Annotated in this window: 26 protein-coding genes; 9 read left to right on the top strand and 17 right to left on the bottom strand. The window is 67.3% G+C overall.

The window, feature by feature from the left end; translation table 11 throughout:
- Positions 1 to 50: 50 nt before the first annotated feature.
- The 15 genes from QGN17_RS12995 to flgB all read right to left on the bottom strand — a co-directional run bounded on the left by QGN17_RS12995 (position 51) and on the right by flgB (position 12507).
- Positions 51 to 899 carry a D-amino-acid transaminase gene (locus tag QGN17_RS12995; protein ID WP_281044903.1) on the bottom strand — a complete coding sequence of 283 codons (849 nt, stop codon included), beginning with the start codon at positions 897 to 899 and terminating at the stop codon, positions 51 to 53.
- 40 nt (positions 900 to 939) lie between these two features.
- Positions 940 to 1503 carry a hemerythrin domain-containing protein gene (locus tag QGN17_RS12990; protein ID WP_281044902.1) on the bottom strand — a complete coding sequence of 188 codons (564 nt, stop codon included), beginning with the start codon at positions 1501 to 1503 and terminating at the stop codon, positions 940 to 942.
- 64 nt (positions 1504 to 1567) lie between these two features.
- Entirely contained in the window at positions 1568 to 2560 is a 993-nt protein-coding gene (locus QGN17_RS12985) for a flagellar motor protein MotB (RefSeq protein ID WP_281044901.1), read from the bottom strand.
- Between the two features lie 3 nt (positions 2561 to 2563).
- On the bottom strand, positions 2564 to 3427 hold the full coding sequence (motA, locus tag QGN17_RS12980; protein ID WP_281044900.1) for a flagellar motor stator protein MotA: 864 nt from the start codon (positions 3425 to 3427) through the stop codon (positions 2564 to 2566).
- A 266-nt stretch (positions 3428 to 3693) separates the two neighbouring features.
- Positions 3694 to 4554, bottom strand: a complete 861-nt coding sequence (locus tag QGN17_RS12975) for a flagellin (RefSeq protein ID WP_281044899.1) — start codon at positions 4552 to 4554, stop codon at positions 3694 to 3696.
- Positions 4555 to 4566: 12 nt separating this feature from the next.
- Complete coding sequence (flgK, locus tag QGN17_RS12970; protein WP_281044898.1) at positions 4567 to 5910, bottom strand: flagellar hook-associated protein FlgK; 1344 nt, start codon at positions 5908 to 5910, stop codon at positions 4567 to 4569.
- Positions 5907 to 6290: a rod-binding protein gene (locus tag QGN17_RS12965; protein WP_281044897.1), complete on the bottom strand. Its 384-nt coding sequence runs from the start codon at positions 6288 to 6290 to the stop codon at positions 5907 to 5909. The genes flgK and QGN17_RS12965 overlap by 4 nt, the downstream gene beginning before the upstream one ends.
- Complete coding sequence (locus tag QGN17_RS12960; RefSeq protein WP_281044896.1) at positions 6287 to 7381, bottom strand: flagellar basal body P-ring protein FlgI; 1095 nt, start codon at positions 7379 to 7381, stop codon at positions 6287 to 6289. Before QGN17_RS12960 ends, QGN17_RS12965 begins: the two co-directional genes overlap by 4 nt.
- An 11-nt stretch (positions 7382 to 7392) precedes the next feature.
- Positions 7393 to 8079 carry a flagellar basal body L-ring protein FlgH gene (locus tag QGN17_RS12955; protein ID WP_281045219.1) on the bottom strand — a complete coding sequence of 229 codons (687 nt, stop codon included), beginning with the start codon at positions 8077 to 8079 and terminating at the stop codon, positions 7393 to 7395.
- Between the two features lie 20 nt (positions 8080 to 8099).
- Positions 8100 to 8888: a flagellar basal-body rod protein FlgG gene (flgG, locus tag QGN17_RS12950; RefSeq protein ID WP_281044895.1), complete on the bottom strand. Its 789-nt coding sequence runs from the start codon at positions 8886 to 8888 to the stop codon at positions 8100 to 8102.
- 75 nt (positions 8889 to 8963) lie between these two features.
- A complete protein-coding gene (locus tag QGN17_RS12945) occupies positions 8964 to 9713 on the bottom strand; it encodes a flagellar basal body rod protein FlgF (RefSeq protein ID WP_281044894.1) in 750 nt (249 codons plus the stop codon).
- A 27-nt stretch (positions 9714 to 9740) separates the two neighbouring features.
- Positions 9741 to 11027 carry a flagellar hook protein FlgE gene (locus QGN17_RS12940; protein WP_281044893.1) on the bottom strand — a complete coding sequence of 429 codons (1287 nt, stop codon included), beginning with the start codon at positions 11025 to 11027 and terminating at the stop codon, positions 9741 to 9743.
- A 27-nt stretch (positions 11028 to 11054) separates the two neighbouring features.
- A complete protein-coding gene (locus QGN17_RS12935) occupies positions 11055 to 11744 on the bottom strand; it encodes a flagellar hook assembly protein FlgD (protein ID WP_281044892.1) in 690 nt (229 codons plus the stop codon).
- Positions 11741 to 12145 (bottom strand): flagellar basal body rod protein FlgC, encoded by a 405-nt coding sequence (flgC, locus tag QGN17_RS12930; RefSeq protein WP_281044891.1) that lies wholly within the window; start codon positions 12143 to 12145, stop codon positions 11741 to 11743. The genes QGN17_RS12935 and flgC overlap by 4 nt, the downstream gene beginning before the upstream one ends.
- Positions 12145 to 12507, bottom strand: a complete 363-nt coding sequence (gene flgB / locus QGN17_RS12925; protein ID WP_281044890.1) for a flagellar basal body rod protein FlgB — start codon at positions 12505 to 12507, stop codon at positions 12145 to 12147. The genes flgC and flgB overlap by 1 nt, the downstream gene beginning before the upstream one ends.
- A 235-nt stretch (positions 12508 to 12742) precedes the next feature.
- Here flgB and QGN17_RS12920 point away from each other — a divergent pair, with 235 nt between their 5' ends.
- The 9 genes from QGN17_RS12920 (at position 12743) to QGN17_RS12880 (ending at position 19504) form a co-directional block, all read left to right on the top strand.
- A complete protein-coding gene (locus QGN17_RS12920) occupies positions 12743 to 13423 on the top strand; it encodes a motility protein A (protein ID WP_281044889.1) in 681 nt (226 codons plus the stop codon).
- Positions 13423 to 13920 carry an OmpA family protein gene (locus QGN17_RS12915; protein WP_281044888.1) on the top strand — a complete coding sequence of 166 codons (498 nt, stop codon included), beginning with the start codon at positions 13423 to 13425 and terminating at the stop codon, positions 13918 to 13920. The genes QGN17_RS12920 and QGN17_RS12915 overlap by 1 nt, the downstream gene beginning before the upstream one ends.
- An 83-nt stretch (positions 13921 to 14003) precedes the next feature.
- The gene (gene flgA, locus QGN17_RS12910; RefSeq protein WP_281044887.1) at positions 14004 to 14561 is read left to right on the top strand and encodes a flagellar basal body P-ring formation chaperone FlgA; all 558 of its coding nucleotides are present in this window, start codon (positions 14004 to 14006) and stop codon (positions 14559 to 14561) included.
- 12 nt (positions 14562 to 14573) lie between these two features.
- Entirely contained in the window at positions 14574 to 14852 is a 279-nt protein-coding gene (flgM, locus tag QGN17_RS12905; protein ID WP_022689494.1) for a flagellar biosynthesis anti-sigma factor FlgM, read from the top strand.
- A complete protein-coding gene (locus QGN17_RS12900) occupies positions 14849 to 15172 on the top strand; it encodes a hypothetical protein (protein ID WP_281044886.1) in 324 nt (107 codons plus the stop codon). The genes flgM and QGN17_RS12900 overlap by 4 nt, the downstream gene beginning before the upstream one ends.
- Before the next feature lie 10 nt (positions 15173 to 15182).
- On the top strand, positions 15183 to 16061 hold the full coding sequence (locus QGN17_RS12895; protein WP_281044885.1) for a transglycosylase SLT domain-containing protein: 879 nt from the start codon (positions 15183 to 15185) through the stop codon (positions 16059 to 16061).
- Between the two features lie 6 nt (positions 16062 to 16067).
- The gene (flhA, locus tag QGN17_RS12890) at positions 16068 to 18191 is read left to right on the top strand and encodes a flagellar biosynthesis protein FlhA (RefSeq protein WP_281044884.1); all 2124 of its coding nucleotides are present in this window, start codon (positions 16068 to 16070) and stop codon (positions 18189 to 18191) included.
- 5 nt (positions 18192 to 18196) lie between these two features.
- A complete protein-coding gene (locus QGN17_RS12885) occupies positions 18197 to 18901 on the top strand; it encodes a sigma-70 family RNA polymerase sigma factor (RefSeq protein WP_281045218.1) in 705 nt (234 codons plus the stop codon).
- Between the two features lie 99 nt (positions 18902 to 19000).
- The gene (locus tag QGN17_RS12880) at positions 19001 to 19504 is read left to right on the top strand and encodes an Mpo1 family 2-hydroxy fatty acid dioxygenase (protein ID WP_281044883.1); all 504 of its coding nucleotides are present in this window, start codon (positions 19001 to 19003) and stop codon (positions 19502 to 19504) included.
- Here the strand turns inward: QGN17_RS12880 and QGN17_RS12875 are convergent.
- Both QGN17_RS12875 and QGN17_RS12870 read right to left on the bottom strand, forming a co-directional pair.
- Positions 19483 to 20286 carry a hypothetical protein gene (locus tag QGN17_RS12875; protein ID WP_281044882.1) on the bottom strand — a complete coding sequence of 268 codons (804 nt, stop codon included), beginning with the start codon at positions 20284 to 20286 and terminating at the stop codon, positions 19483 to 19485. The two genes, QGN17_RS12880 and QGN17_RS12875, sit on opposite strands and share 22 nt — an antisense overlap.
- Before the next feature lie 107 nt (positions 20287 to 20393).
- Positions 20394 to 21437 carry a flagellin N-terminal helical domain-containing protein gene (locus QGN17_RS12870; RefSeq protein ID WP_281044881.1) on the bottom strand — a complete coding sequence of 348 codons (1044 nt, stop codon included), beginning with the start codon at positions 21435 to 21437 and terminating at the stop codon, positions 20394 to 20396.
- Positions 21438 to 21512 lie beyond the last annotated feature (75 nt).

Raw genomic sequence — 21512 nt, 5'->3', positions numbered from 1 at the left:
CCTTGGAAGGTTTCGCAACCGAAACCCTCGGGCTGGCCTGCCGTTCCGCCTCAGCGGCGCGCGTGTTCGATATAGAGGTCTCGCAGGCGCGTGGTGACCGGGCCGGGCGTGCCGGTGCCGACCGGGTGGCCGTCGATCGAGACGATAGGCAGGATCAGCGATCCGGCGGCGCTGTTGAACGCCTCCTTCGCGGCCAGCGCTTCCTCGACCGAGAAGGGACGGAAATCGATCGTCAGCCCCATTTCGGCGATCAGATCGGCGAGCGCGTCGCCGGTGCAGCCGGGCAGGGTGATGTGCGACTTGGAGCGGGTGACGAGCGTGCCGTCCTGCGTGACGATCCAGGCGGTGGAGGACGCCCCCTCCGTCACCAGACCGTCCTCGGTGACCAGCCACGCATCGGCGGCCCCCTTGCGCTGCGCCTCCTGCTTGGCGAGCACCTGCGCGAGCAGCATCACGCTCTTGATGTCGCGGCGGCCCCAGCGGATGTCCGGCACGGTGGCGACGGCGATACCGGTGCGGGCCACGGGGCTGTCGACCAGCGCCTTGGCCTGCGTGAACATCACCAGTGTGGGCGCGAGATCGGGGGAGGGGAGGAAGTCGCGATCCTCCATGCCCCGTGTCGCCTGCAGATAGACGACGCCTTCGGTCAGGTCGTTGCGCGCGATCAGTTCCTGCTCGATCGCCTCGATCCGATCGGGCGTCTCGGCCAGCCTCATCCCGATCTCGCGGGCGGAGCGTTCGAGCCGGGCCATGTGGCGCGGCGTGTCGATCAGCTTCCCGTCCAGCACAGCCGTCACCTCGTAGATGCCGTCCGCGAAGAGAAATCCGCGATCGAGGATCGAGACCTTCGCCTCGTCGAGCGGAACGAAGCTGCCGTTGACATATGCGATGCGTGCCATGCCGCCGCCTATGCCGAAGCGGCGACGGCTTGGCGAGAGGCTAGACGCTCGGCACTTCCTCGACCTCGGCCTCATGGGTGACGCCCATCTCGCCCGTCTCCTCGACTTGCCGGTAGAGTTCCGCCTGTCGCGCGCGCATCTTGCGGCCGAGTTCGTCGAGATCGACCTTGCCGTCCCTGGCCGCCTGCTTGGCGGTCTCGAACAGTTCCTCATCCTCCTCGTCGATATGGTGGACGGTCTCCTCGCCGAGCACGTGGACCTTGGACTTGAACAGTTCCTCGGTGCCGTCGAGCTGTTCGATTTCCGCGCACAGCACCTTGCCCGAACCGTGTTCGACGATGCCCTCGTCCACCTCGCCCTTTTCCTCCTCGCCGAGATCCTTGACGGCCGGATAGAGCAGTTCCTCCTCGATCGTCATGTGGATGGCGAGACGCAGTGTCAGCTCGCGGGCGATCTTCACGAGCGCTTCGCCTTCCGCGTCTTCGGCCTTGTCGAACAGTTCGCGGAACTTGTGATGCTCGTCCTTCAGAAGCGCGATCGCCTGCGGATCGTCCTTGAGGATGCGGTGATCGCCCTGCTCATTGCGCGGCGTGTATTTTGACATGATCGGTCTCCCTCGGTCGCGGGATTCAACGGGAAGCCTCGCTCCCCGTTCCGATCGTTACGGCTCAGTGGCCGATGAAGCCGCGCGGCTGGTCCTCGGGGCGGGCGTCGTTCGTGCCGCCGCCGGCCGCTCCGCCGATCTGCGCCTGCATCGCCTTCACGTCGCTCTCGTCCGCGCCGCCATCGGTCCAGGCGAGCGTGATCGACATGCGGCGGTTGCGCGGGTCGTAGGCATCGGTCGCGCCCAGATAGGGTTCGCGATCGGCCACGCCCTCGATGCGCAGGAAGCGATCATTGGCGACGCCGCCACCGGCCAGCGCCTTGCGCGTCGCCTCGGCGCGCGCGGAGGAGAGCGTCCAGTTGTTCACCGTGCGCCCGGCCGCATAGGGCAGGCCGTCGGTATGGCCGCGCACGATCACGCCGTTGGGCACGGTCGCGATGGTCTGCGAGACCTCTTGGATCAGATTCTGAGCGCGCGACACGAGCTGATCCGATCCGAGCGCGAACATCGAGAAGTCGGCGCCGTCGACGATGTCGATGCGCAGGCCCTCTGGCGTCTCGGAGAAACGGACATGCTGGTCGAGGCCGTTGGTCGCCTTGTTGGCCTTCATCTGCTGCTGGAGCTTCTGCTTCAGCATGTTGAAGCGTACCCGGTCGCGTGTGCGGATCGCGGCCGCGCCTTCCTTCTGGCCGCCCGATGCGTCCTTGGGGATCGTGATCGACTTGGAGCCGGTCTGCGAGGCGCGGTGCGCGTAATTGTCCTTCGAGATGATCGAATCGCCGCCGAACGGCCCGTTCGAGCCGGCCGACTTCTCCCGCATCTCGACGAGCGTGGGCGAGAAATAGTCGGCGATGCCCTTGCGCTGCTTCTCGGTGGTGGCGCCGAGAATCCACAGCAGCAGGAAGAAGGCCATCATCGCCGTCACGAAGTCGGCATAGGCGACCTTCCACGCGCCGCCGTGATGGCCGCCATGGCCTTCGCCAGTGATCTTCTTGACGATAACGATCTTGGGCGGCTCGACCGGTTCGTTCCGGCCGCGCTTGGCGGCGCTGGCCATGGCTTAGCGGCCCCTCATGCCGTCGAACACGTCGGCGAAGGCCGGCTGGTTCGCGTGGCTGATGGAGGAACGCGCCGCCTCGATCACCAGCGGCAGCGGATGGCCGTGGAGCGAGGCGATGATGATCTGCTTGACCACATGATAGATGGCGGCGTCGCTCTCGATCACCTGGCGGCAGCGGTTGCCGAACGGCGCGACGATGCCGTAGGCGAGCAGCACGCCCATGAAGGTGCCGACCAGCGCCGAGCCGATCATCGCGCCGAGGATGGCCGGCGGCTTGTCGATCGAGCCCATCGTCTTCACCACGCCGAGCACGGCCGCGACGATGCCGAGCGCGGGGAGCGCGTCGGCTAGCGACTGCAGCATGTCGGCGGGGCGGATGTCATCGTGGTGGTGGGTCTTGAGGCTGTTGTCCATCACCTCCTCGACCGCGTGCGGATCGAGCGTGCCCGACGACACCACGACCAGGCGCAGCGTGTCGCAGATCAGGTGGACCAGCGTCGAATCCTTGAGCAGCTTGGGATAGTTGACGAACACCGTCGAGGACTTGGGATCCTCGATATGCGGTTCGACCGCCACCGGGCCGTCGGTGCGCAGCATCTTCATCAGCGACGAGGTGAGGAAGATGGTGTCGAGGAAATCCTGCTTCTTGTATTTCGGCCCCTTGAAGATCTTGCCGAGGCCGCCGCCGAACTGCTTTAGCTCCTTCATCGAATTGCCCGCGACGATCGCGCCGACGGCGGCGCCGCCGATGATGATCATCTCGTGCGGGATCGATTCGAGCACGGGGTGCAGGTCGCCGCCGGTGAAGGCGAAACCGCCGAACACCATGACGAGAAGGACCACGAGGCCGATCGCTGCGAACATTTCCTGCTGAACCCCTGTTGAGACGCCTGGGCGGTAGCCTTCGTCCTACTCCGCAAGGTGCAAACGAAAGGTGAAGTTAGCGGCGTCGTAACCGTGATTTTTCACATGGCGGATGGTCTAATTGTGTCGAAATCCTCCCCTGCCAGGGGCAGGTGGCACGCGTAGCGTGACGGAGGGGAGGACGGCGGAACTGTAGAGGCAGCATCGCTAGCTGCTCCTCCGACGCCCTACGGACGCCACCTCCCCCTGGCGGGGGAGAATGAAGATCAGCTCAGCTTGTCGAACAGCGATGTCTTGCTGATCTGCGCCAGCATCGATTGCGCGGCGTTGAGGATCGTCATCTTCTGCTGCATCTGGGTATAGGCTTCGGTGACGTCCGTATCTTCCAGCGCCGAGCGCGACGTGGTGAGGTTGGTCGCGCTGTTGGCGAGGTCGTCGGTCGCATTGTTGAGCCGCGTCTCGCGCACGCCGAGATCGGACTGGGCGCTGGAAATGTGGGTGGAGGCGTCGTCGAGCGCGTCCATCGCGCTGTTGACCGCGGTCTGGTCCAGCGTGCCGCTGCTGTCGCCCTGCAAGGACGAGATCGCGTTGCTCAGGATGGTGTCGAGGCTCTGGGTGCCGCCGTTGCTGAGCGAAACCGATCCGAACACGTCGTCATAGCTTTCGCCCGCCGCGATGGTGACGCCGTCGCCGATCGGGATCTGGGTGGGCGAACCCTTGGCGTAGAGCGGGTTGCCCGATGCGTCGGTGGCCTGCGATGCCGTCTGCAGGCTCTGCTGGATGCCCTGCAGCTCGGTGATCGCGGCGGTGCGGTCGTCCGCCGACATCGTGCCGTTCGACGCGCTCAGCATCAGTTCCTTGGCGCGCTGCACCGAGGTCTGGATGCTCGACAGGCTCGTATCGACCAGCGAGGTGGTCGCCTTCGCGTTGGTGACGTTGCTCGTATAGACGGCGTTGGCCGACTGCTGGCGGCCGATCTGCGCGATCTGAGCCGCCGCCGCCGGATCGTCCGAGGCGACGTGCACCTTCACCTGCGACGAGATGTCGTAGTTGAGGTCCGAGATCTGGTTCTCCAGCGCCTGCTGGTTCTGGATCTGCGACGTGAGCGAGTAGCTGGTGTTGAGCATCGGTCCCTAGCCTCAGAACAGGTCGAGGATGGATTGCATGGTGGTCTGCGCGGTCTGGATGACCTTGGCCGCGCCGCTATAGGCCTGCTGGTAACGGATCAGCTCGGCCGCCTCGGTGTTGAGGTCGACGCCGCTGGTCGCGTTGCGCGCGTCCATCGTCGACGATGCGACGGAGGTCGCCGCCGTGTCGGCCGACTTGGCGGACGCGACCGCCTGGCCCTGCACCGTCACCATGCTGCTCCATGTCTGCTCGAGGCCGGTCGACCCCTGCAGGCTGGAGAGGGTGAGCAGATTGCCGTTCGACGCGCTCGACGACGCGGACGCGATGGTACTGGTATCGCTGGTGGTGATCTTGATCGTCGCGGCGGTGGTGCCGGAGAGCAGCGCGCCGCCGGTCGCGCCGGACGACGTCTGGCCCTGCGCCTGCCAGGCGTTGACGGCGGCGGTGAAGTCCGACGCCATCTTGTCGAGCTGGGTGCGGCGATCGGCGACGGTGGACGCGCTCTGGACCAGTCCGCCGAGCTTGCCGCCGGGGTTGGTGACCGACGTCGAGGCGCCGTTCTGGATCGCCTGCAACGCCAGCGCGCCGTTGGCGCCCGAGGTGACGGCGAAGCGCGTGCCGGCGGTGCCGACCGAGGCGGTGAGCTGCTGGCTGGTATTGGCCAGCGTCACCGTCGCGGCGCCCTTGTCGTCCAGCGAGACGTTGATGCCGATATTGCTCGACAGGCTGTCGAGCAGGCTGTCGCGCTGGTCGGCGAGATCGGCGGCCTGCGACGAGCCGGTCTGCGATGACTTCAGCTGCAGGTTGATCTTGTCGATCTGGTCGAGCGTCGAGTTGATGCTCTGGACGGTCGTCGTCGCATCGGTCGCTATCCCGCTCGACACGCTGGCGAGCGAGCTGGCGGTGGTGTTGAACGCGGTCGCTGTCTGGCTGAGCGTCGACAGGAAGCTCTGCTGGTTGGCGGTGCTGTTGGGATCGCCGGCCAGCGCCGTGCCGGCCGAGAAGAAGGCCGTCGCGCTCTGGCCGACGCCGTTGGCGGTATCGTTCAGCGAGGTCTCGGCGTTGGACAGCCAGGTGTAGATGGCGTCGGCGCTACCGGCCTCACCCGCCGCCGATCGCGACGCCTGCGCCTGATAGTCGTTCCAGGCGCGGTTCACCGACGCCGTCGAGACGCCGTTGAACTGCGTCGTGTCGGTGGAGGTCAACCCGCCATTGGCGGCGTAATTCTCGGTCAGCGTGACGGTGCGGCGCGTATAGCCGGGCGTATCCGCGTTCGACACGTTCTGGCCGATCGCGGACAAGGCGGTCTGGTACGAGCGGACGCCCGATGCGCCGATGCCGAGAAGGTCGCTCATGACGGGGCTCCGGTGGCCACCTTCGCGGTGGCGAGGCTGGTGACGTCGGGCTTGGCGGTGGCGGCGGCGGCAGCCGTCGTCGTCGCGCCGGCCTGCTTGGCGACGGTGGCGCCGAGCTGCTTCTCCAGCAGGTCGGCGAGGTGCAGCACGCCCTTCTGCGACATGGCATCGGCGGTCTTGCTGTCCGCCATGTCCTGAAACTGCTGGGTCGCCTCGCTGTCGAACATGCCGTCGCCGAGGCTGGCCTGGCGCATCGTGCCGATCATCTGGCGCAGGAAGACCGCTTCGAACTGCTGCGCAGCCGTCTTCAGCTTGGCCTTGTCCGCGTCGGCCTTGGAAGGCTGCGTGGCGCTGGCGAGGGTTGGGATTGCCTGGATCATAGGATGATCAAGTCCGCTTTCATGGCGCCGGCTTGCTTCAGCGCTTCGAGGATGGCGACGAGGTCGGCGGGGGACGCACCGATGGCGTTCACAGCCTTCACGATGTCCGACAGGCTGGAGCCGCCGGTGAGGAACATCGGAGAATTCTTCTCCTCCACCCCGATCGCGCTGTTCGGCACGACCGCGGTCTGCCCCTGCGAGAAGGGGGCTGGCTGAGAGACCTGCGGCTTTTCGTCGACCTTCACCGTGAGCTTTCCGTGGCTGACGGCGGCCGGCGCGATGCGGACCGCACCGTTGATAACGACCGTTCCGGTCCGGGCATTAACGACCACGCGCGCGGCGGCGTCGGCCGGATCGACATCGAGGTCCTCCAGCCGGGCCATCAGCGCGGTGCGGCTCTCGGCACCGGGAGGCGCCTGGATGGCGACGGTGGTCGCGTCGATCGCCTCGGCGTGGCCGGGGCCCATCACCCGATTGATCGCGGCGGCGACGCGCTGGACGGTGGTCAGATCCGCCTCGCCGAGGTTGAAGTTGATCGTCGGCGATGTGGCGAAGCCGGCGTCGACCGATTTTTCGACCGTGGCCCCGTTCGGGATGCGGCCCGCCGTCGGCACGTTGACGACGACGTTCGATCCGTCCGCCGCCGACACGCCGAGGCCGCCGACCGCGAGGTTGCCCTGCGCCATCGCATAGACCTGGCCGTCGGCACCGTACATCGGCGCCATGATCAGCGTGCCGCCGCGCAGACTCTTGGCCTTGCCCAGCGCCGAGACCGTGATGTCGAGCACCTGGCCGGGCTTGGCGAAGGCGGGCAGATCGGCGGTGATCATCACGGCCGCCGCATTCTTGTTCGCCGGAACGATGCCCGGCGGGATCTGCAGACCGAAGCGCGACGCGACGCCCTTCATCGCATAGGTGGTGTATTCGAGGCTGTCGTCGCCCGTGCCCGAGAGGCCGACGACGATGCCGTAGCCGGTCAGCTGGTTGGTGCGCAGACCCTGCCACTGGCCGAGATCCTTGATCCGGTCGGCGTGCGCGGGGGCGGCGGCAAGCCCGAAGGCAGCCAGGGCGAGGAGGAGAAGGCGCTTCACGTCTCAGGTCCTCAGAAGGGGCTGACGCGCGAGAAGAAGCGACCGAGCCAGCCCTGTGTGCTGGCACGCGCGATCTCGCCCTTGCCGGTGTAGTTGATCTGCGCGTTCGCCACGCGGGTGGAGAGCACGGTGTTGGTCGAGTCGATGTCCGCCGCGCGGATCAGGCCGGCGATCTGGATCACCTCGTCGCCGCGGTTCAGCGTCAGGTGCTTCTCGCCGCGGATCAGATAGACGTTGTTGGGCAGCACCTGCGCGATGGTGACCGTGATGTTGCCGGTCAGCGCGTTGGACTGGGCGGCGTCGCCCTTGCCCTTGAACGTGCCCGATCCGCCCATCGACGCGTCGGTCGACGAGAAGAAGGACAGCGGGCCGGTGGTCGGCGGGGTGAGGCCGATATTGCTCGTGCGCGTAGTGTCGGCCGAATTGCTCTTCTGCGCCTGCGTCGCCTCGACCAGCTGGATCGTGACGAGATCGCCGACCATCGCGGCGCGCGCGCCGGAGGTCAGCGCCGCATAGCCATAGGAAGCGTGGAAGATCGCGCCGTCCGCCGGCGGGGCGACGGGAGCGGCAGGCATGGTCGCCGTGAAATCGGTGACCTGATTGTCCTGCTTCTTCTTGCGCGCATCGGCGGGCGTCGCGACGGCGAGCGTCGCGGCGAGACCGAGCAGGCTGGCGGAAAGGGCGAAGGTGCGGATCATCGTGTGGATCTTCCGTCCGATCACATGTTCTGGTTGGCGAACTGGAGCATCTCGTCCGTTGCCTTGATCATCTTCGAGTTGACCTCGTAGGCGCGCTGGGTCTCGATCATGTCGACCAGCTCTTCCACGACGTTAACGTTGGAGGCTTCCAGCGCGCCCTGCTCGATCGTGCCGCGGCCATCGGTGCCGGCATCGCCCTGCTGCGGATCACCGGATGCGTCGGTCTGGATCAGCATGTTGTTGCCGACCGACTGCAGGCCCGTCGGGTTGACGAAGCTGGCCAGCTGGATCTTGCCAAGCTGGGTGGAGGCGGTGGAACCGGCGGTGGTCGCGGAGACCGTGCCGTCGGCGCCGATCGTGATGTTGGTGGCGCCGTCGGGGATCTGGATGTTGGGAACCAGCGGGCGGCCGTCCTGCGTCACGATCTGCCCCTCGGCCGAAACCGAGAAGTTGCCGTCGCGGGTATAGGCGGTGGTGCCGTCCGGCTGCTGGATCTGGAAGAAGCCCGCCCCCTGGATAGCGACGTCGAGCGCGTTGCCGGTCTGGTTGATCGAACCCTGCACGTCCGAGCGCGAGGTGCCGGCGAGCTTCACGCCGCCGCCGAGCGCGGTGCCCTGCGTATATTTGTCGTCGCCCGCCGAGGTGGCGCCCGGCGCGGTGATATACTGGTAGGCCAGCGTCTCGAAGTTAGCGCGGTCGCGCTTGAAACCCGTGGTGTTCACGTTCGCGATGTTGTTCGCGATGACCTGCATCCGCTCCTGCTGAGCGTCGAGGCCGGTGCGGGCGACATGGAGGGCGGCGGTGGTCATCGGATCGGATCCCTGTGTGAAGCGGTATCGGGTCTATCGAAGCAACAAACGTGCCAGTTTTGAACCCTTGAAGGGTTACTGGCCGTTCATGTCCATCAGCTGCGCGGTGGAGGTGTCCATCTCCTTGGCGCCGGCCAGCATCTTCACCTGGGTTTCCCAGGCGCGGCTGGCATCGATCATGTCGGTCAGCGTCCTGGTGACCGAGACGTTCGATCCCTCCAGCGTGCCCGAGGTGATGCGGGCATTGGGATCGGAGGGCAGCGCGCCGCCATTGGCGACGTGGAACAGGCCGTCGTCACCCTTCTCGACCTGCGATCCCTTGGCGGAGACGAGCTTCAGATGGCCCATCTGCTGCGGCTGGTTGGGATCGCCGCCCTGCGGCACGATCCAGACCACGCCGGTCTTGTCGATGCGCACGCTGTCCGCGGGCGGCAGCGTGATCGGGCCACTGTCGCCCATCACCGGCAGACCGTCGCCGGTGGTGAGCAGGCCGCTGTCCGCCACCTGGAGGTCGCCGCGGCGGGTATAGGCCTCGGTACCGTCGGTGGCCTGGACGCCGAGCAGCGCGTCGCCGTCCATCGCGATGTCGAGATCGCGGCCGGTGGCGACGTTGGCGCCGGCGTCCATGTCGGAGGAGTCCTTGCTGTCGGCGGCCTGTGCGCGGGCGGAGATGCCTCCGTTGGATGGGAGGTACACCGCCTGCGCATTGGTCATGTCGCCGCGGAAGCCGGTCGTGTTGACGTTGGCGAGGTTGTTCGCCGTGATCGCCTGCTTCTGCATCAGCGCCCGCATCGCGGACAGCGAGGTGTAGATCAGCTGGTCCATCGTCCGACTTCCTTCAGCGCGCCGCTATCAGTTGATGACCTGGATGATCGAATCGACCATCTGCTTGTCGGTATCGATCGCCTTGGCGTTCGCCTGGAAGTTGCGCTGCGCCGAGATCAGGTTGACGAGCTGCGCGGAGAGATCGACGTTCGACATCTCCAGCTCGCCCTGCGCGATCGTGCTGTTGCCGCCGGCCGCGCCGATCTGCGCCGCGCCGCTCGTTCCGGTCGCCTGCCAGTTGGTGCTGCCCATCTGCTTCAGCCCGTCCGGATTGGTGAAGTTGGCGAGCGCGACCGCGCCCAGCTTCTGCGACGAACCGTCCGAATAGGTGGCGGTGACGACACCATCGGCGCCGACGGTGAGGTCGGAAAGCTGGCCGATCGTGTTGCCGTTCTGGCTGCCCGTGACGGTCTGCAGGGCGAAGCTGCCCTCCTGCGTGGCGGTGCCGTAGTTGAAGCTGACGGCCATCGGGGCGGACGCGCCGGTCGGCGTGACCGCACCGTAGGTGACCGCGCCGGTCGGCGAGGTCAGCGTGCCGCTGGCGTCGAAGGTCAGCGTCGGCGGGGTGGTGCTGCCCGACGGGAAGACTTCCTGATCGCCGATATAGGTGTGCGCCACCCACTGCGACGTTCCGGAAACCGTGCCGTCGTCGTTGGTCGTGGTCGCCTGGGTGTGGACGTAATAGACCGTCGCCGGGATGGCGTTGCCGGCCGAGTCATAGACCGTGGTCGAGCTGGTGCCGTTATAGGTGCTCGCATCGTTCTTGTTGAAGCTCGCATCGCTCAGCGTGGCGGAGTCGCTCGGGAAGGTCATCGAGAGGTCGACCTCGGTGGTCGCCTTCGCGGTGCCGTTGGTCGGCGGAACGTGCAGCGTCTTCATCGCAGCGGCGCCCGTCGCGGTGATGTTGCCGAGCTGGTCGACCGGCAGCACCTGCAGCGCATTGCCGTTCGAATCGACCACGTTGTCGGTCGTCGCGTCGAGATTGAAGCTGCCGGTGCGGGTGAAGTTGACCTGCCCGCCGGTACCCTGCGCCTGCGTCACGAAGAAGCCCTGGCCCGAGATCATCAGGTCGAGGCTCTGGCCGGTGGTCTGCTCGGAACCCTGGGTGAAGGACTGGGTGATGCTCTTGGTGCGCGTGCCCTGGCCGATCACCGAGTCACCCGCCTGGAACAGCGAGGAGGAGATCACGTCCGAGAATTGCGCGCTCGACGACTTGAAGCCGTTGGTGCCCACGTTGGCGATGTTGTTCGAGGTGACGTTGAGGTCGGTCTGGGCGGCGTTGAGGCCGGAGAGCGAGGTGTAGAAGCTGGTCATGGGTCAGGGCTCCTGCGGAAAAGGGGATCAGGACAGGCTGAGGACGTCGGTGGGCGCGACCGTGCCCAGCGTGGTGGTGAGCTGTGCAGAGCTGCCGCCGGCCGGCGAGTTGACGCCGGTGATCGTGGCCCAGGTCGATACGGTCGGGTTGATCGTGCCCGAGGTGCCGCTCGCCGAAACCTTCACGGTTAGCGGGCCGCTCGCCTGCGTGCCGTCGGACAGCTTGCCGTCCCACGCGAAATCGACCGTGCCGGCCGCCTGGTTGGTGAGCGTCTGGGTGTAGACCGTCTTGCCGGTGCTATCGACGAGGCTGACGTTCATGTTGCTGGCGGCCGACGGCAGCGTGATCTCGCCGGCGTAACCGCCGTTGGTGAGCGGCTGCGCGGTGGAGGAGGAGAGCAGGGCGGCCTTGCCGATCCAGCTGGCGGCGTCGCCGATGCGGTTGCCTTCCATCTCGGAGGCGAGCGACTGCAGCGAGGTGTTCATCTCGGTGATGCCCTGCACCTCCGACATCTGGCTCATCTGCTGCACCATGGTGTTGGAATCCATCGGCGCGGTCGGATCCTGCATCGTCATCTGCGCGGTGAGCAGCTTGAGGAAGCCGGCCTGGTCGATCGTGTCGCTGCCCGTCGTCGCCGTGCTGGACGAAGAAGAGGACGAGGACGTGCCGTACAGGCTGCTGAGGTAGGAGTTCGAGGTGTCGGTGGTGGTGGTCATTTTTCGATCCTCAGAGTGTCGAGGGTGAGCTGCTTGGCGGTCTGCATGACCTGGACGTTGTTCTGGTACTGGCGCTGGGTCTCGATCATATCGACCAGCTCGGCGGCGCTATCGACGCCCGCGTCCCAGACGTTGCCGTCCTTGTCGGCCAGCGGGTTGTCGGGGTCGTGGCGCTTGGTCGGCTGGGTGTTGGACTGGACGACCTGCGTCACTTTCACGGTCGAGACGCCCGGAGCGTCCGAAACCTGCTGGAAAACCGGTTTCAGCGCGCGATAGGCGGTCGCTTCGGAACCGGAGACGGTGCCGGCGTTGGCCATGTTGGAGGCGACGGTGTTCAGCCGCACGATCTGCGCCGACATCGCGCGTCCGGCGATGTCGAACACCGACATGGGGGTGCTCATCACTGATCTCCCTTGAGTGCCTGCATCACCGTGTCGACACGGCCCTGCAGAAACTGGAGCGTGGTCTTGTACTGGACCGCATTCTCCGCGAACTGGGTCTGCTCGACCGGCAGCTCGACGGTGTTGCCGTTCAGTGAGCTTTCGACCGGCACGCGATAGCCGACATTGCTTTCCACTGCGTCGTCGACGGAGCCGGCCTGCTGGCTGGTGGCGGCGTCGAGCGCCTTGTTGAAGTCGATATCGCGGGCCTTGAAGCCCGGCGTCGCCGCATTGGCGATGTTGGAGGCCAGCATCGACATGCGCTGCGAACGGATCTGCAGCGCCGTGCCGTGAATGCCGAAGAGAGCGTCGTCGCTACCCATAAAAATCGTCCGTCTGGCCTCTAAAGTTTTGCCCGCCGCTGCCGTCCTTGGTTTCGAAGGGGTCGGCCCCGGTGGGTGCGCAGCCGTTCTAGCAACGAGCGTGCCAACTCGCGGCCGAGAGGCGAAAGGTCAGGGTTTCGGGGAACAACGGCGATGGGCGGCAAGCCCTTGCCGGTGGGCGGCAATTTTTTGCCGGTCGCTTTGCCGGCCGGCCTGTAGCGGGGGTTTTTTGGTCGTGGACGGCGCGATTTTTCTCGATCCGGTGGCGATCGCGCTGGTCTTCGGCGGATCGGCGGTGGTGGCCGCCGTCCGCTCGACCGGCTCGGATCTCGGTCGCGCGCTGGCCTCGCTGGCGCCGCTGGTGCGCACCCGTGCCGATGCCGAGGCGCAGGCCGCTCGCGTCGCTGTCAACCGTATCGCCGAACGGACCGCACGATCGGGTATCGGTGCCGCCGAGCGCGCGCCGGTGGTCGAACGCTTCCTGTCGCGCGCGGCCGCACGGCTTGCCGATGCGCCCGATCCTCAGCAATTCATGGCGTGGGGCGAGGCCGATCTGTCGGCGCGCGCCGAGCGCCACGCCGCCGTCCACGCGGTCTGGCGCTCGGCCGCCGACGCCGCGCCCGCGATGGGCATGATCGGCACCGTCATGGGCCTGATCCGCATGTTCTCCGCGATGGACGATCCCGCCAAGATCGGGCCGGGCATGGCGCTCGCTTTGCTTACCACGCTCTATGGCGTGATCGTCGCCAATTGCATCGCAGGCCCGATCGCGGCTCGGCTGGAGCGCCTGTCGCGCGCCGAATTGCTGTGGCAGCGCGAGGCGCTGGAACGCCTCGTCGTGATCGCCCGCGAGGAGCAGGGCGGCCCGCTCGAAACCCGCGTCGCGCGGATCGAGGCGCGGCTGCGCGCCGCCTGATGCGGCTGCCGGCGCTCACCACAGGCTCCGCCGGAGGCTCGCGCTGGGCGATGAGCTTCGCGGACCTGTGCCTGGTGCTGCTCGGCTTCCTGCTGTTGCTCCAGGCGCATCGAGGCGATCCGGCCGCGCTCAATGCCGGCATCCGGGCGGCGTTCGGCTCATCGGCTCCGAAAACCTTCGACGAGACCGCGACCAGCCTGTTCGAGCCGGGTGAGGCGATCCTGCTGCCGAATGCCCGCGCGCACTTCCGCGCGATCGGCCACGATGCGGCGGGGCAGGGCGGCATCGTCCATGTCGAGAGCATCGGCACCGACGCCGCCGCACGCCGCTTCGATGCGTGGGAACTGGCGGCGGCGCGGGCCGCCGCGATCGCGCGCGCCGTCTCGGAAGGCGGGCTGGACGCGAAGCAGGTCGATCTCGCGATCGACGGCACCGGGCCTGCCAGCAGGCAGGCCGGGCAGCACGTGCGGGTCACGATTACGACCAAAGGCGGCTGAACTTTAATTTTAGAGTGAATAGGCGTTAACCAAATCTTTGGCACATCCGTTGCTTATGAGCGCCCATGACGGGAGCATCGCTCATGACACGCACGGGGTTCGCCCTGATCCTGCTGATGGCGGGGACGCCGGCAATGGCGTCCACCGACGCGGCGGGGTTCGAAGATCTTGCCAAGCTGGAAGGCCGCGTCGTCGGCGCTCTGGACGCGGACATCGGCACGCCCGGCGGGCCGGTGACGCATATCGATCGCCGGCTGAAGCTGCAGCCGTGCCCCCAGCCCGTGACCATCGATCCGCCCGCGCTCGGCGCCGTCGCGCTGCGCTGCGAATCGCTCGGCTGGCGCATCCGCGTGCCGCTGATGAAGTCGCCCAGCCAGATGGCGGTCGCCAACCAGACGGCCGTCGGTAACGCTTCGCCCGCCACCTATCAGCCCGCCCAGCCGATGACGCCGCCGCTGATCAAGCGTGGCGATCCCATCGAGCTGATCGCCGGCGACGGCAGCTTCTCGGTCTCGACCGCCGCGATCGCGCAGGAAGACGGGCGCCTCGGCGGCCGCATCCGCGTGAAGCCCGAGAGCAAGGGCCAGATCGTCATCGGGCAGGTCGAGGATTCCGGCCGCGTCCGCGTGTCGTCGTTCTGAGGGGCTGCTGAGATGATCAACTCCATCACCGGCGCCGGCAGCACGATCTCGGGGATCGGCACCAGCTCGGCCCAGCGGGGCGAAGGCGCGCACAAGCTCGCCCGGACCGGCACCACCGAAGAGCGCGCCTCGATCTCCAACACCGTCGCGCAGATGGCGGCCGAGGGCGCGCCGATCGAGACCGATCGCGTTTCCGCGCTCAAGGCCGCGATCAAGGCCGGCACCTACAAGGCCGATCCGCAGGCGATCGCCACCGCGATGATCCGTTCTGATCTGGGAGCTTCCTCGTGAGCACTGCCGCCCTCGAAGCCCTGATCGCCGAGCAGAAGGCGCTGATCGCAGCGCTCGACGGCGACGACGTGGAGGGTATCGCCCGCTCCACCGCCGCCGTCGAGGATGCGCTGCTGCGCATCAACGCGCTCAAGCCGCGCTTCGTCGGCAACGACACGAAGGCGCTCGCCCAAGAAGCGATGGCGCTGACCGAGGCCGCGCGCGTCCGCGTCAACGTCCTCGCCGACATGACCTCGCGCCGCCTCGGCCGCCTCGCGGCGGCGACCGGCAAGGGCAAGGCGACCCAGACCTACGGCCGCACCGGCCGGATGGCCTACTGAGGACAAGCCCGTGACGCTGACGATCATCCGGGGCAATGGCGAGACGGGAGCGGCGCTGAACGGCGTGTCCGCGACCGGTGGCCGCGTGCAGAACGCGATCGCCGCCGCCTCGGCCTCGACCGGCGTCGACTTCCACTATCTCTATCATCAGGCGCGCGTCGAAAGCGGGCTGAACCCGAACGCCAAGGCCTCCACCTCGAGCGCGTCCGGCCTCTACCAGTTCACCGAGCAGACCTGGCTCGCCACCATGAAGCAGCATGGCGCCGAGCATGGCCTGAACTGGGCGGCGAACGCGATCACGCGCGGCTCGAACGGCCATTATTTCGTCTCCGATGCCGCCACCCGGCAGGAGATCATGGCGCTGCGCCAGTCGCCCGAGACATCGGCGGCGATGGCGGGCGAATATGCCTCCGACAATCAGGATTACCTGCAGGCGAAGCTCGGCCGCACCACGACGCCGACCGACCTCTACATGGCGCACTTCCTCGGCCCGGCCGGCGCAGCGCGCTTCCTGAAGGCGCTGGACTCCAACCCGGACACGCCCGCCGCCTCGGTGATGCCGGCGGCGGCGCGGGCCAACAAGTGGGTGTTCTGGGACAAATCCGGCAACGCCCGCTCGCTGGAGCAGGTCTACCAGCGTTTCGCCGCGCGCTTCGAACAGTCGACGCCGGATGCCGGATCGACCTCGACGCAGATGGCCTCCGCCGCTCAGCCGACCGACACCGCCGCCGACATCGCGCGTATGCAGCTCGCGGCGCTCAACGGCACGACGGACGGCACCAATGTGACCACCGCCGACGCGAGCCAGCTCAATGCGGCGACCGTCATGGCCCCCAGCCCGCAGACCGCGCGGCTGGCTTACCTCATGCTCGCTTCCCTCGGAGTCTGACGACAGATGGCGACCGTTGCCCTCAACAAGCGCGTGTGGATGGACGCATCGAAGGGCGCGATCCTGCCGATCGCCGCCCTCATGCTCGTCGCGCTGATGGTCGTGCCGATGCCGGCGATCATGCTGGATATCGGCTTCATCACCAACATCGTCATCAGCCTCGCGGTGCTGATGGTGGCGCTGAACGCCGCCAAGCCGCTCGATTTCTCCGCCTTCCCGACGGTGCTGCTGTTCGCCACCCTGCTGCGCCTGTCGCTCAACGTCGCCTCTACGCGCGTCGTGCTGGTGCACGGGCATGAGGGCGAGGCGGCCGCCGGCCATGTTATCGAGGCGTTCGGCAGCTTCCTGATCGGCGGCAACTACGCGGTCGGCATCTTCGTCTTCGCGATCATCATGATCATCAACCTGGTGGTGATCACCAAGGGCGCCGGCCGCGTGTCGGAAGTCTCGGCACGCTTCACCCTGGACGCAATGCCCGGCAAGCAGATGGCTATCGATGCCGATCTCAATGCCGGCCTGCTCACCCCGGACGAGGCCAAGAAGCGCCGGCAGGAAGTCGCCACCGAAGCCGATTTCTACGGTTCGATGGACGGTTCGTCGAAGTTCGTGAAGGGCGATGCCGTCGCCGGCGTGCTCGTGCTGGTCGTCAATATCCTCGGCGGCCTGATCCTGGGCGTCGTTAGCCACAAGATGGCGGTGGGCGACGCGGCCAAGAATTACGTGCAGCTCGCCATCGGCGACGCGCTGGTCGCGCAGATCCCGGCGCTGCTGCTGTCGATCGCGGCGGCCTCGATCGTGACGCGCGTGAACTCGCCGCTCGATCTCGGCGGGCAGATCACCCAGCAGTTTGGTTCGGCCAAGGCGTGGACGCCGGTCGCCGGCATCCTCACCATCCTCGGCGTGCTGCCGGGCATGCCGCACGTCATCTTCCTGCCGGCCGCCGCACTCGCGGGCTTCGCCGTCTGGAAGCTGCGCAACGCCGATCAGCTCAAGAAGGCCGAAGCAGAAGTCGCCGCCAAGGCGCCCGCCGCCGCCCCCGCCAACCCGGCCTCGATCGGCTGGAACGAGGTCTCCAATGACGCGCCGCTCGGCCTCGAGGTCGGCTACGGCCTCGTCAGCCTCGTCGACGAGCGCAAGGGCGCCCCGCTGATGGCCCGCATCACCGGCATCCGCCGCCAGCTCTCCAAGGAACTCGGCTTCGTGATCCCGCTGGTGCGCGTGCGCGACGACATGAACCTCGCGCCCAACGCCTATCGCATCACCGTCGGTGGTGTCGTGGTGGGCGAGGACGAGTGCCATCCCAACGATCTGCTCGCGCTCGACTCGGGCGATCTCGCCGCGACCGTGCAGGGCCGCCCCGCCAAGGATCCGACCTTCGGTCTCGACGCGGTGTGGATCAGCCCGGACAAGCGCGGCGAGGCGGTGATCGCGGGCTATACCGTGGTCGATCCCTCGACCGTGCTCGCGACCCATCTCAACCACCTGATCATGCAGCACGCGACCGACCTGTTCGGCATGGACGAGGCGCAGAAGCTGCTCGACGAGCTGAAGGAAAAGGCGCCGCAGCTGGTCGCCGGCATCACGCCCGCGCCGCTCAGCCTCTCGCAGATCGCCAATCTCTGCCGCTCGCTGCTCGCCGAGGGTGTGCCGCTCAAGGATTTCCGCCGCATCGCCGAAGCCATGGCGGACGCCGCCCGCGAGGAGAGCGATCCGGTCCAGCTGGTCGAGCAGGTCCGCCGCCGCGTCGGTGCGCTGATCGTGCAGACTCTTGTGCCGGTTCGGATGCCGCTGCCCGTCGTCACGCTCGACGCCGGTCTGGAGAGCCTGCTCACCCAGGCGGTGCGTTCCGGCCCGAACTCAGCCCATCCGATCGAGCCGGCGCTCGCCGGTCGCATCGTGCAGGCGGTGGTCGAGGCGGTCGCCCCGATGGTCGGCGAGGCCAGGCGCTTCGCCATCGTCACCTCGCCGATCGCGCGCCGTGCGCTCGCCCGGCTGCTTCGGCCGCATCTCTCCGATGCACCGGTGCTGTCCTTCCTCGAAATTCCCGACGGCAAGCCCGTCGAGGTGGTCGCCGTGGTCGGCGGGCAGCCGCCCCAGGTGACCCATCGTGAGCCGGAGATGGCGCGATGAACATGATGACCTACGCCCGCAAGCCGCAGCGCCAGACGCAGGCTTCGCTCGTCCAGGGGCATATGCCGCTGGTCCGCAAGATCGCCTGGCATGTCCACGGCCGCGTCTCGAACGCGATCGACATCGAGGATCTGGTGCAGATCGGCATGGTCGCACTGGTCGAAGCGGCCAACGGCTACGAGGATCGCGGCCACGCTTTCTCCACCTATGCGGGGATGCGCGTGCGCGGCGCAATGATCGACCACCTGCGCCGCCATGCGAGCCAAGCGCGCTCGGGCATGGCCAAGCGCAAGGAGATCGCCAAGGTCCGCGCCGAGATCGAGGGCAAGCTGGGCCGCGCCGCCTCCGAAGCGGAGATGGCGCAGGCGATGGGCCTCGACGCAACCAGCTTTCGCGAGATGGCCGACGCCGCCGAGAGCGTGCGCCACGAATCGCTCGACGAGGTTTATTCGGACCAGTCGATGTGGTTCGCCGATCTGGAGGAGGGTGCCGACGAGCAGCTCGATCGCGGTCGTCTGGGCGAGGCGCTGGCCGAACATATCGCCCAGCTGCCCGAGCGCGAGGCGATGGTCCTCCAGCTCTATTTCGTCGAGGAACTGAACCTCGAGGAGATCGGGCAGGTGCTGGACATCGGCGCCGCGCGCGTCTGCCAGATCAAGAAGTCGGCGCTCGACAAGTTGCGCGGCAAGCTCGCCGACTTTCGCGAATAATCCTTCGCCGATAATTCCGCGCTGACCCTACGGCCCGGCCGACATTTGTCGGCGCGATAGAGGCGGCGTATGAATCGTTCCCTTCGTGGGAGGACGATCATGACGCCGCTCATCCGCCACCTGGCTAGCTACGCGGCCTATCACCGCGATCATCGCAACGTCCTCACCCACATGATCGGCATCCCGCTGATCGTGTTCGCCGTGGAGGTGCTCGCCTCGCGCCCGATCGTCACGATCGGGGGCATGGCGATGACGCCGGCGATCCTGTTCTCCGCGCTGTCGGCGATCTTCTACCTGCGGCTGGACCTGCGCTTCGGCCTCGTCATGGCGGTGCTGCTGGCGCTCGGCGCCTGGGCGGGCCTCGTCGTCGCTCGGTTAGGGAGCGGCGCCTATCTCTCGGTCGGCATCGGCGCCTTCGCGGTCGGCTGGGCGATCCAGTTCCTCGGCCACTATTACGAAGGCCGCAAACCCGCCTTCCTCGACGATATTCGCGGCCTGATCGTCGGCCCGCTGTTCGTCGTCGCCGAGATCGGCTTCCTGATCGGCGTGCGGCTCGAGGTTCGGGACGCGATCGACCGCCCTCAGTTCCCCGCGTCGTCCTGATTGGTATTCGCCGGGCGGACAGGTGCGCCGCCCGCACGCGCTTGGATGCGATCCAGACGGGTTGCCAGTTCCGAGAAGCCGGCGCGCGTCAGGCTGTTGAGCGCGTCGACGCCGGCCGGCTGACGCTGATCGAGCGCGAGACGGAACATATCGAGCTGGTGCTGCACGTCGGCGATCGATGCCGGCGGTCCGTTGGGCGCGGCGGCCGCCAGCTTGTTCGCGGCGGCATCGAGCCTGGCCGACGCGTCGTCGAGATGCTGGACAAGCTGGGGCACGCGGCGAAGCGCGTCGCGCTCGGCGATGGCTTCCTCGCGGGCGACGCCGGCCTTGGCCAGTGTACGGCTGACCGCGATCAGGCCGCCCAGCGAGATCAGGCTGGTGAACAGCGCCAGGCAGACGATCGCCAGCAGCAGTTTGTTGGAGTTGGAGCCGGCCGGCACCGTTTCCCGCGGCGGGAAAGGCGCGGATGTCTCGCCGGCCGGCTCCTCCGCCGTGGCCACCGGTTCCGGGGCTTCGGCAGATTCGATAAGGGCGGGCGTCTCGACGGCGACGGGCTCGGCGGGCGACGCCTCCTCTGCGGCCTTGCGGCCCCGGCGCGGCGTGCGGCGCGGCGCGGGCTGCCCGGTGACTTCCAGCACCGGCGCGGAGACGACTTCGGCCGGCGCGACCATCTCGACCGGGGCGGCCTCGGCAGCCTCCGCCATCTCGAAATCGTCGAACACCAGCTCTTCGTCGGCTTCGTCGCCGGGAAAGTCGGGGAGGGAGGGCTTGTTGTCGCTCATGGAAGCTGTCCTGTCGGAGCGCTCACGAAAAGACGCGAAATGGCCTCCGGCGCGGGGGAGCTGTTGCGCCGGAGGCCATAGCCTTCAGTAAGGGAAGAGAACTTCCGTTACTGGAGGAGCTTGAGCACGCCCTGCTGCGACTGGTTCGCCTGGGCGAGCATCGCGGTGGCGGCCTGGTTCAGGATCTGCGCCTTCGCGAGGTTGGTGGTCTCGACCGAGAAGTCGGCGTCGGAGATGCGCGACTTGGCGTCGGTCAGGTTGGTGACGTTGTTGGTCAGGCTGTTCACGACCGAGTTCAGGCGGCTCTCACCAGCACCCAGCGAAGCGCGGGTGGTGTTGACGGAGGCGATCGCCTGATCGAGCGTGTCGAGCGCGGCCGTGGCGCCGGCGGCGGTCGAGATGTCGACACCACCCGTGACGGTGCCGGCGGTCGTCGCCGCTTCGTACATCTGGTCGCCCGCCTTCAGCGTCACCGTGGAGCCGATCGCGCTGCTGTCGACGGCGGCCGGCGAGGAACCGGAACCGGTGAACTGGGCGCCATAAGCCACGTCCTCGGCGGTGATCACGTGGTCCGTGCCGATACGGCTGTCGCCGGCGGCCAGAGCCGTGCCGAGGCCGGCGGCGGCGGTACCCGTCGCCACCGTACCGGTGACGGCCGACATGTCGAGACCGGTGATCTTCAGCGCCACCTGATCGGTCGCATCGGCGCCGGTCTGAATGTTGATGGCCTGGTCCGAAGTCGAGAACAGGTTCACGCCGTTGAACTGGGTCTTCATGGCGTCGGCGATCTGCTTCTGCAGCTCGGTGACCTCGGTCTGCATGTTGGCGCGGTCGTCGTCGCTGTAGGTGCCCGAAGCGGACTGGACCGCCAGCTCGCGGATGCGCTGCAGGTTGTTGGTGACTTCGCTCAGCGCGCCGTCGGCGGTCTGCGCCAGCGAGATGCCGTTGTTGGCATTCGAGATCGCCTGGTTCATGCCGTTGATCTGCGACGTCATCGAGTTCGAGATCGCGAGGCCGGCGGCGTCGTCGGCAGCCGAGTTGATGCGGTTGCCCGAGGACAGGCGAGCCATCGCCGTGTTGAGGGCGTCATTGGCCAGGCGCGAGCCGTTCTGGGCACGCAGGGCGGCAGAGTTGGATGCGATAACAGTCATGTCGAAATTCCTTTTCCCGCTCATGGAGCCGGTGGGGTCTCGATGACCTCTCGGCTACGTTCCGGGTAACGACAT

Source organism: Sphingomonas oryzagri, assembly GCF_029906645.1.
GTDB classification, from domain to species: Bacteria; Pseudomonadota; Alphaproteobacteria; order Sphingomonadales; family Sphingomonadaceae; genus Solisphingomonas; species Solisphingomonas oryzagri.
This window is presented reverse-complemented; position numbering and strand designations above follow the sequence as displayed.

Coding starts and splice junctions, on each gene's coding strand:
- QGN17_RS12995 (WP_281044903.1), bottom strand. CDS start 899: ATGGCACGCATCGCATATGTCAACGGCAGCTTCGTTCCGCTCGACGAG.
- QGN17_RS12990 (WP_281044902.1), bottom strand. CDS start 1,503: ATGTCAAAATACACGCCGCGCAATGAGCAGGGCGATCACCGCATCCTC.
- QGN17_RS12985 (WP_281044901.1), bottom strand. CDS start 2,560: ATGGCCAGCGCCGCCAAGCGCGGCCGGAACGAACCGGTCGAGCCGCCC.
- motA (WP_281044900.1), bottom strand. CDS start 3,427: ATGTTCGCAGCGATCGGCCTCGTGGTCCTTCTCGTCATGGTGTTCGGC.
- QGN17_RS12975 (WP_281044899.1), bottom strand. CDS start 4,554: ATGCTCAACACCAGCTACTCGCTCACGTCGCAGATCCAGAACCAGCAG.
- flgK (WP_281044898.1), bottom strand. CDS start 5,910: ATGAGCGACCTTCTCGGCATCGGCGCATCGGGCGTCCGCTCGTACCAG.
- QGN17_RS12965 (WP_281044897.1), bottom strand. CDS start 6,290: ATGATCCAGGCAATCCCAACCCTCGCCAGCGCCACGCAGCCTTCCAAG.
- QGN17_RS12955 (WP_281045219.1), bottom strand. CDS start 8,079: ATGATCCGCACCTTCGCCCTTTCCGCCAGCCTGCTCGGTCTCGCCGCG.
- flgG (WP_281044895.1), bottom strand. CDS start 8,888: ATGACCACCGCCGCCCTCCATGTCGCCCGCACCGGCCTCGACGCTCAG.
- QGN17_RS12945 (WP_281044894.1), bottom strand. CDS start 9,713: ATGGACCAGCTGATCTACACCTCGCTGTCCGCGATGCGGGCGCTGATG.
- QGN17_RS12940 (WP_281044893.1), bottom strand. CDS start 11,027: ATGACCAGCTTCTACACCTCGCTCTCCGGCCTCAACGCCGCCCAGACC.
- QGN17_RS12935 (WP_281044892.1), bottom strand. CDS start 11,744: ATGACCACCACCACCGACACCTCGAACTCCTACCTCAGCAGCCTGTAC.
- flgC (WP_281044891.1), bottom strand. CDS start 12,145: ATGAGCACCCCCATGTCGGTGTTCGACATCGCCGGACGCGCGATGTCG.
- flgB (WP_281044890.1), bottom strand. CDS start 12,507: ATGGGTAGCGACGACGCTCTCTTCGGCATTCACGGCACGGCGCTGCAG.
- QGN17_RS12915 (WP_281044888.1), top strand. CDS start 13,423: ATGCGGCTGCCGGCGCTCACCACAGGCTCCGCCGGAGGCTCGCGCTGG.
- flgA (WP_281044887.1), top strand. CDS start 14,004: ATGACACGCACGGGGTTCGCCCTGATCCTGCTGATGGCGGGGACGCCG.
- flgM (WP_022689494.1), top strand. CDS start 14,574: ATGATCAACTCCATCACCGGCGCCGGCAGCACGATCTCGGGGATCGGC.
- flhA (WP_281044884.1), top strand. CDS start 16,068: ATGGCGACCGTTGCCCTCAACAAGCGCGTGTGGATGGACGCATCGAAG.
- QGN17_RS12885 (WP_281045218.1), top strand. CDS start 18,197: ATGACCTACGCCCGCAAGCCGCAGCGCCAGACGCAGGCTTCGCTCGTC.
- QGN17_RS12880 (WP_281044883.1), top strand. CDS start 19,001: ATGACGCCGCTCATCCGCCACCTGGCTAGCTACGCGGCCTATCACCGC.
- QGN17_RS12875 (WP_281044882.1), bottom strand. CDS start 20,286: ATGAGCGACAACAAGCCCTCCCTCCCCGACTTTCCCGGCGACGAAGCC.
- QGN17_RS12870 (WP_281044881.1), bottom strand. CDS start 21,437: ATGACTGTTATCGCATCCAACTCTGCCGCCCTGCGTGCCCAGAACGGC.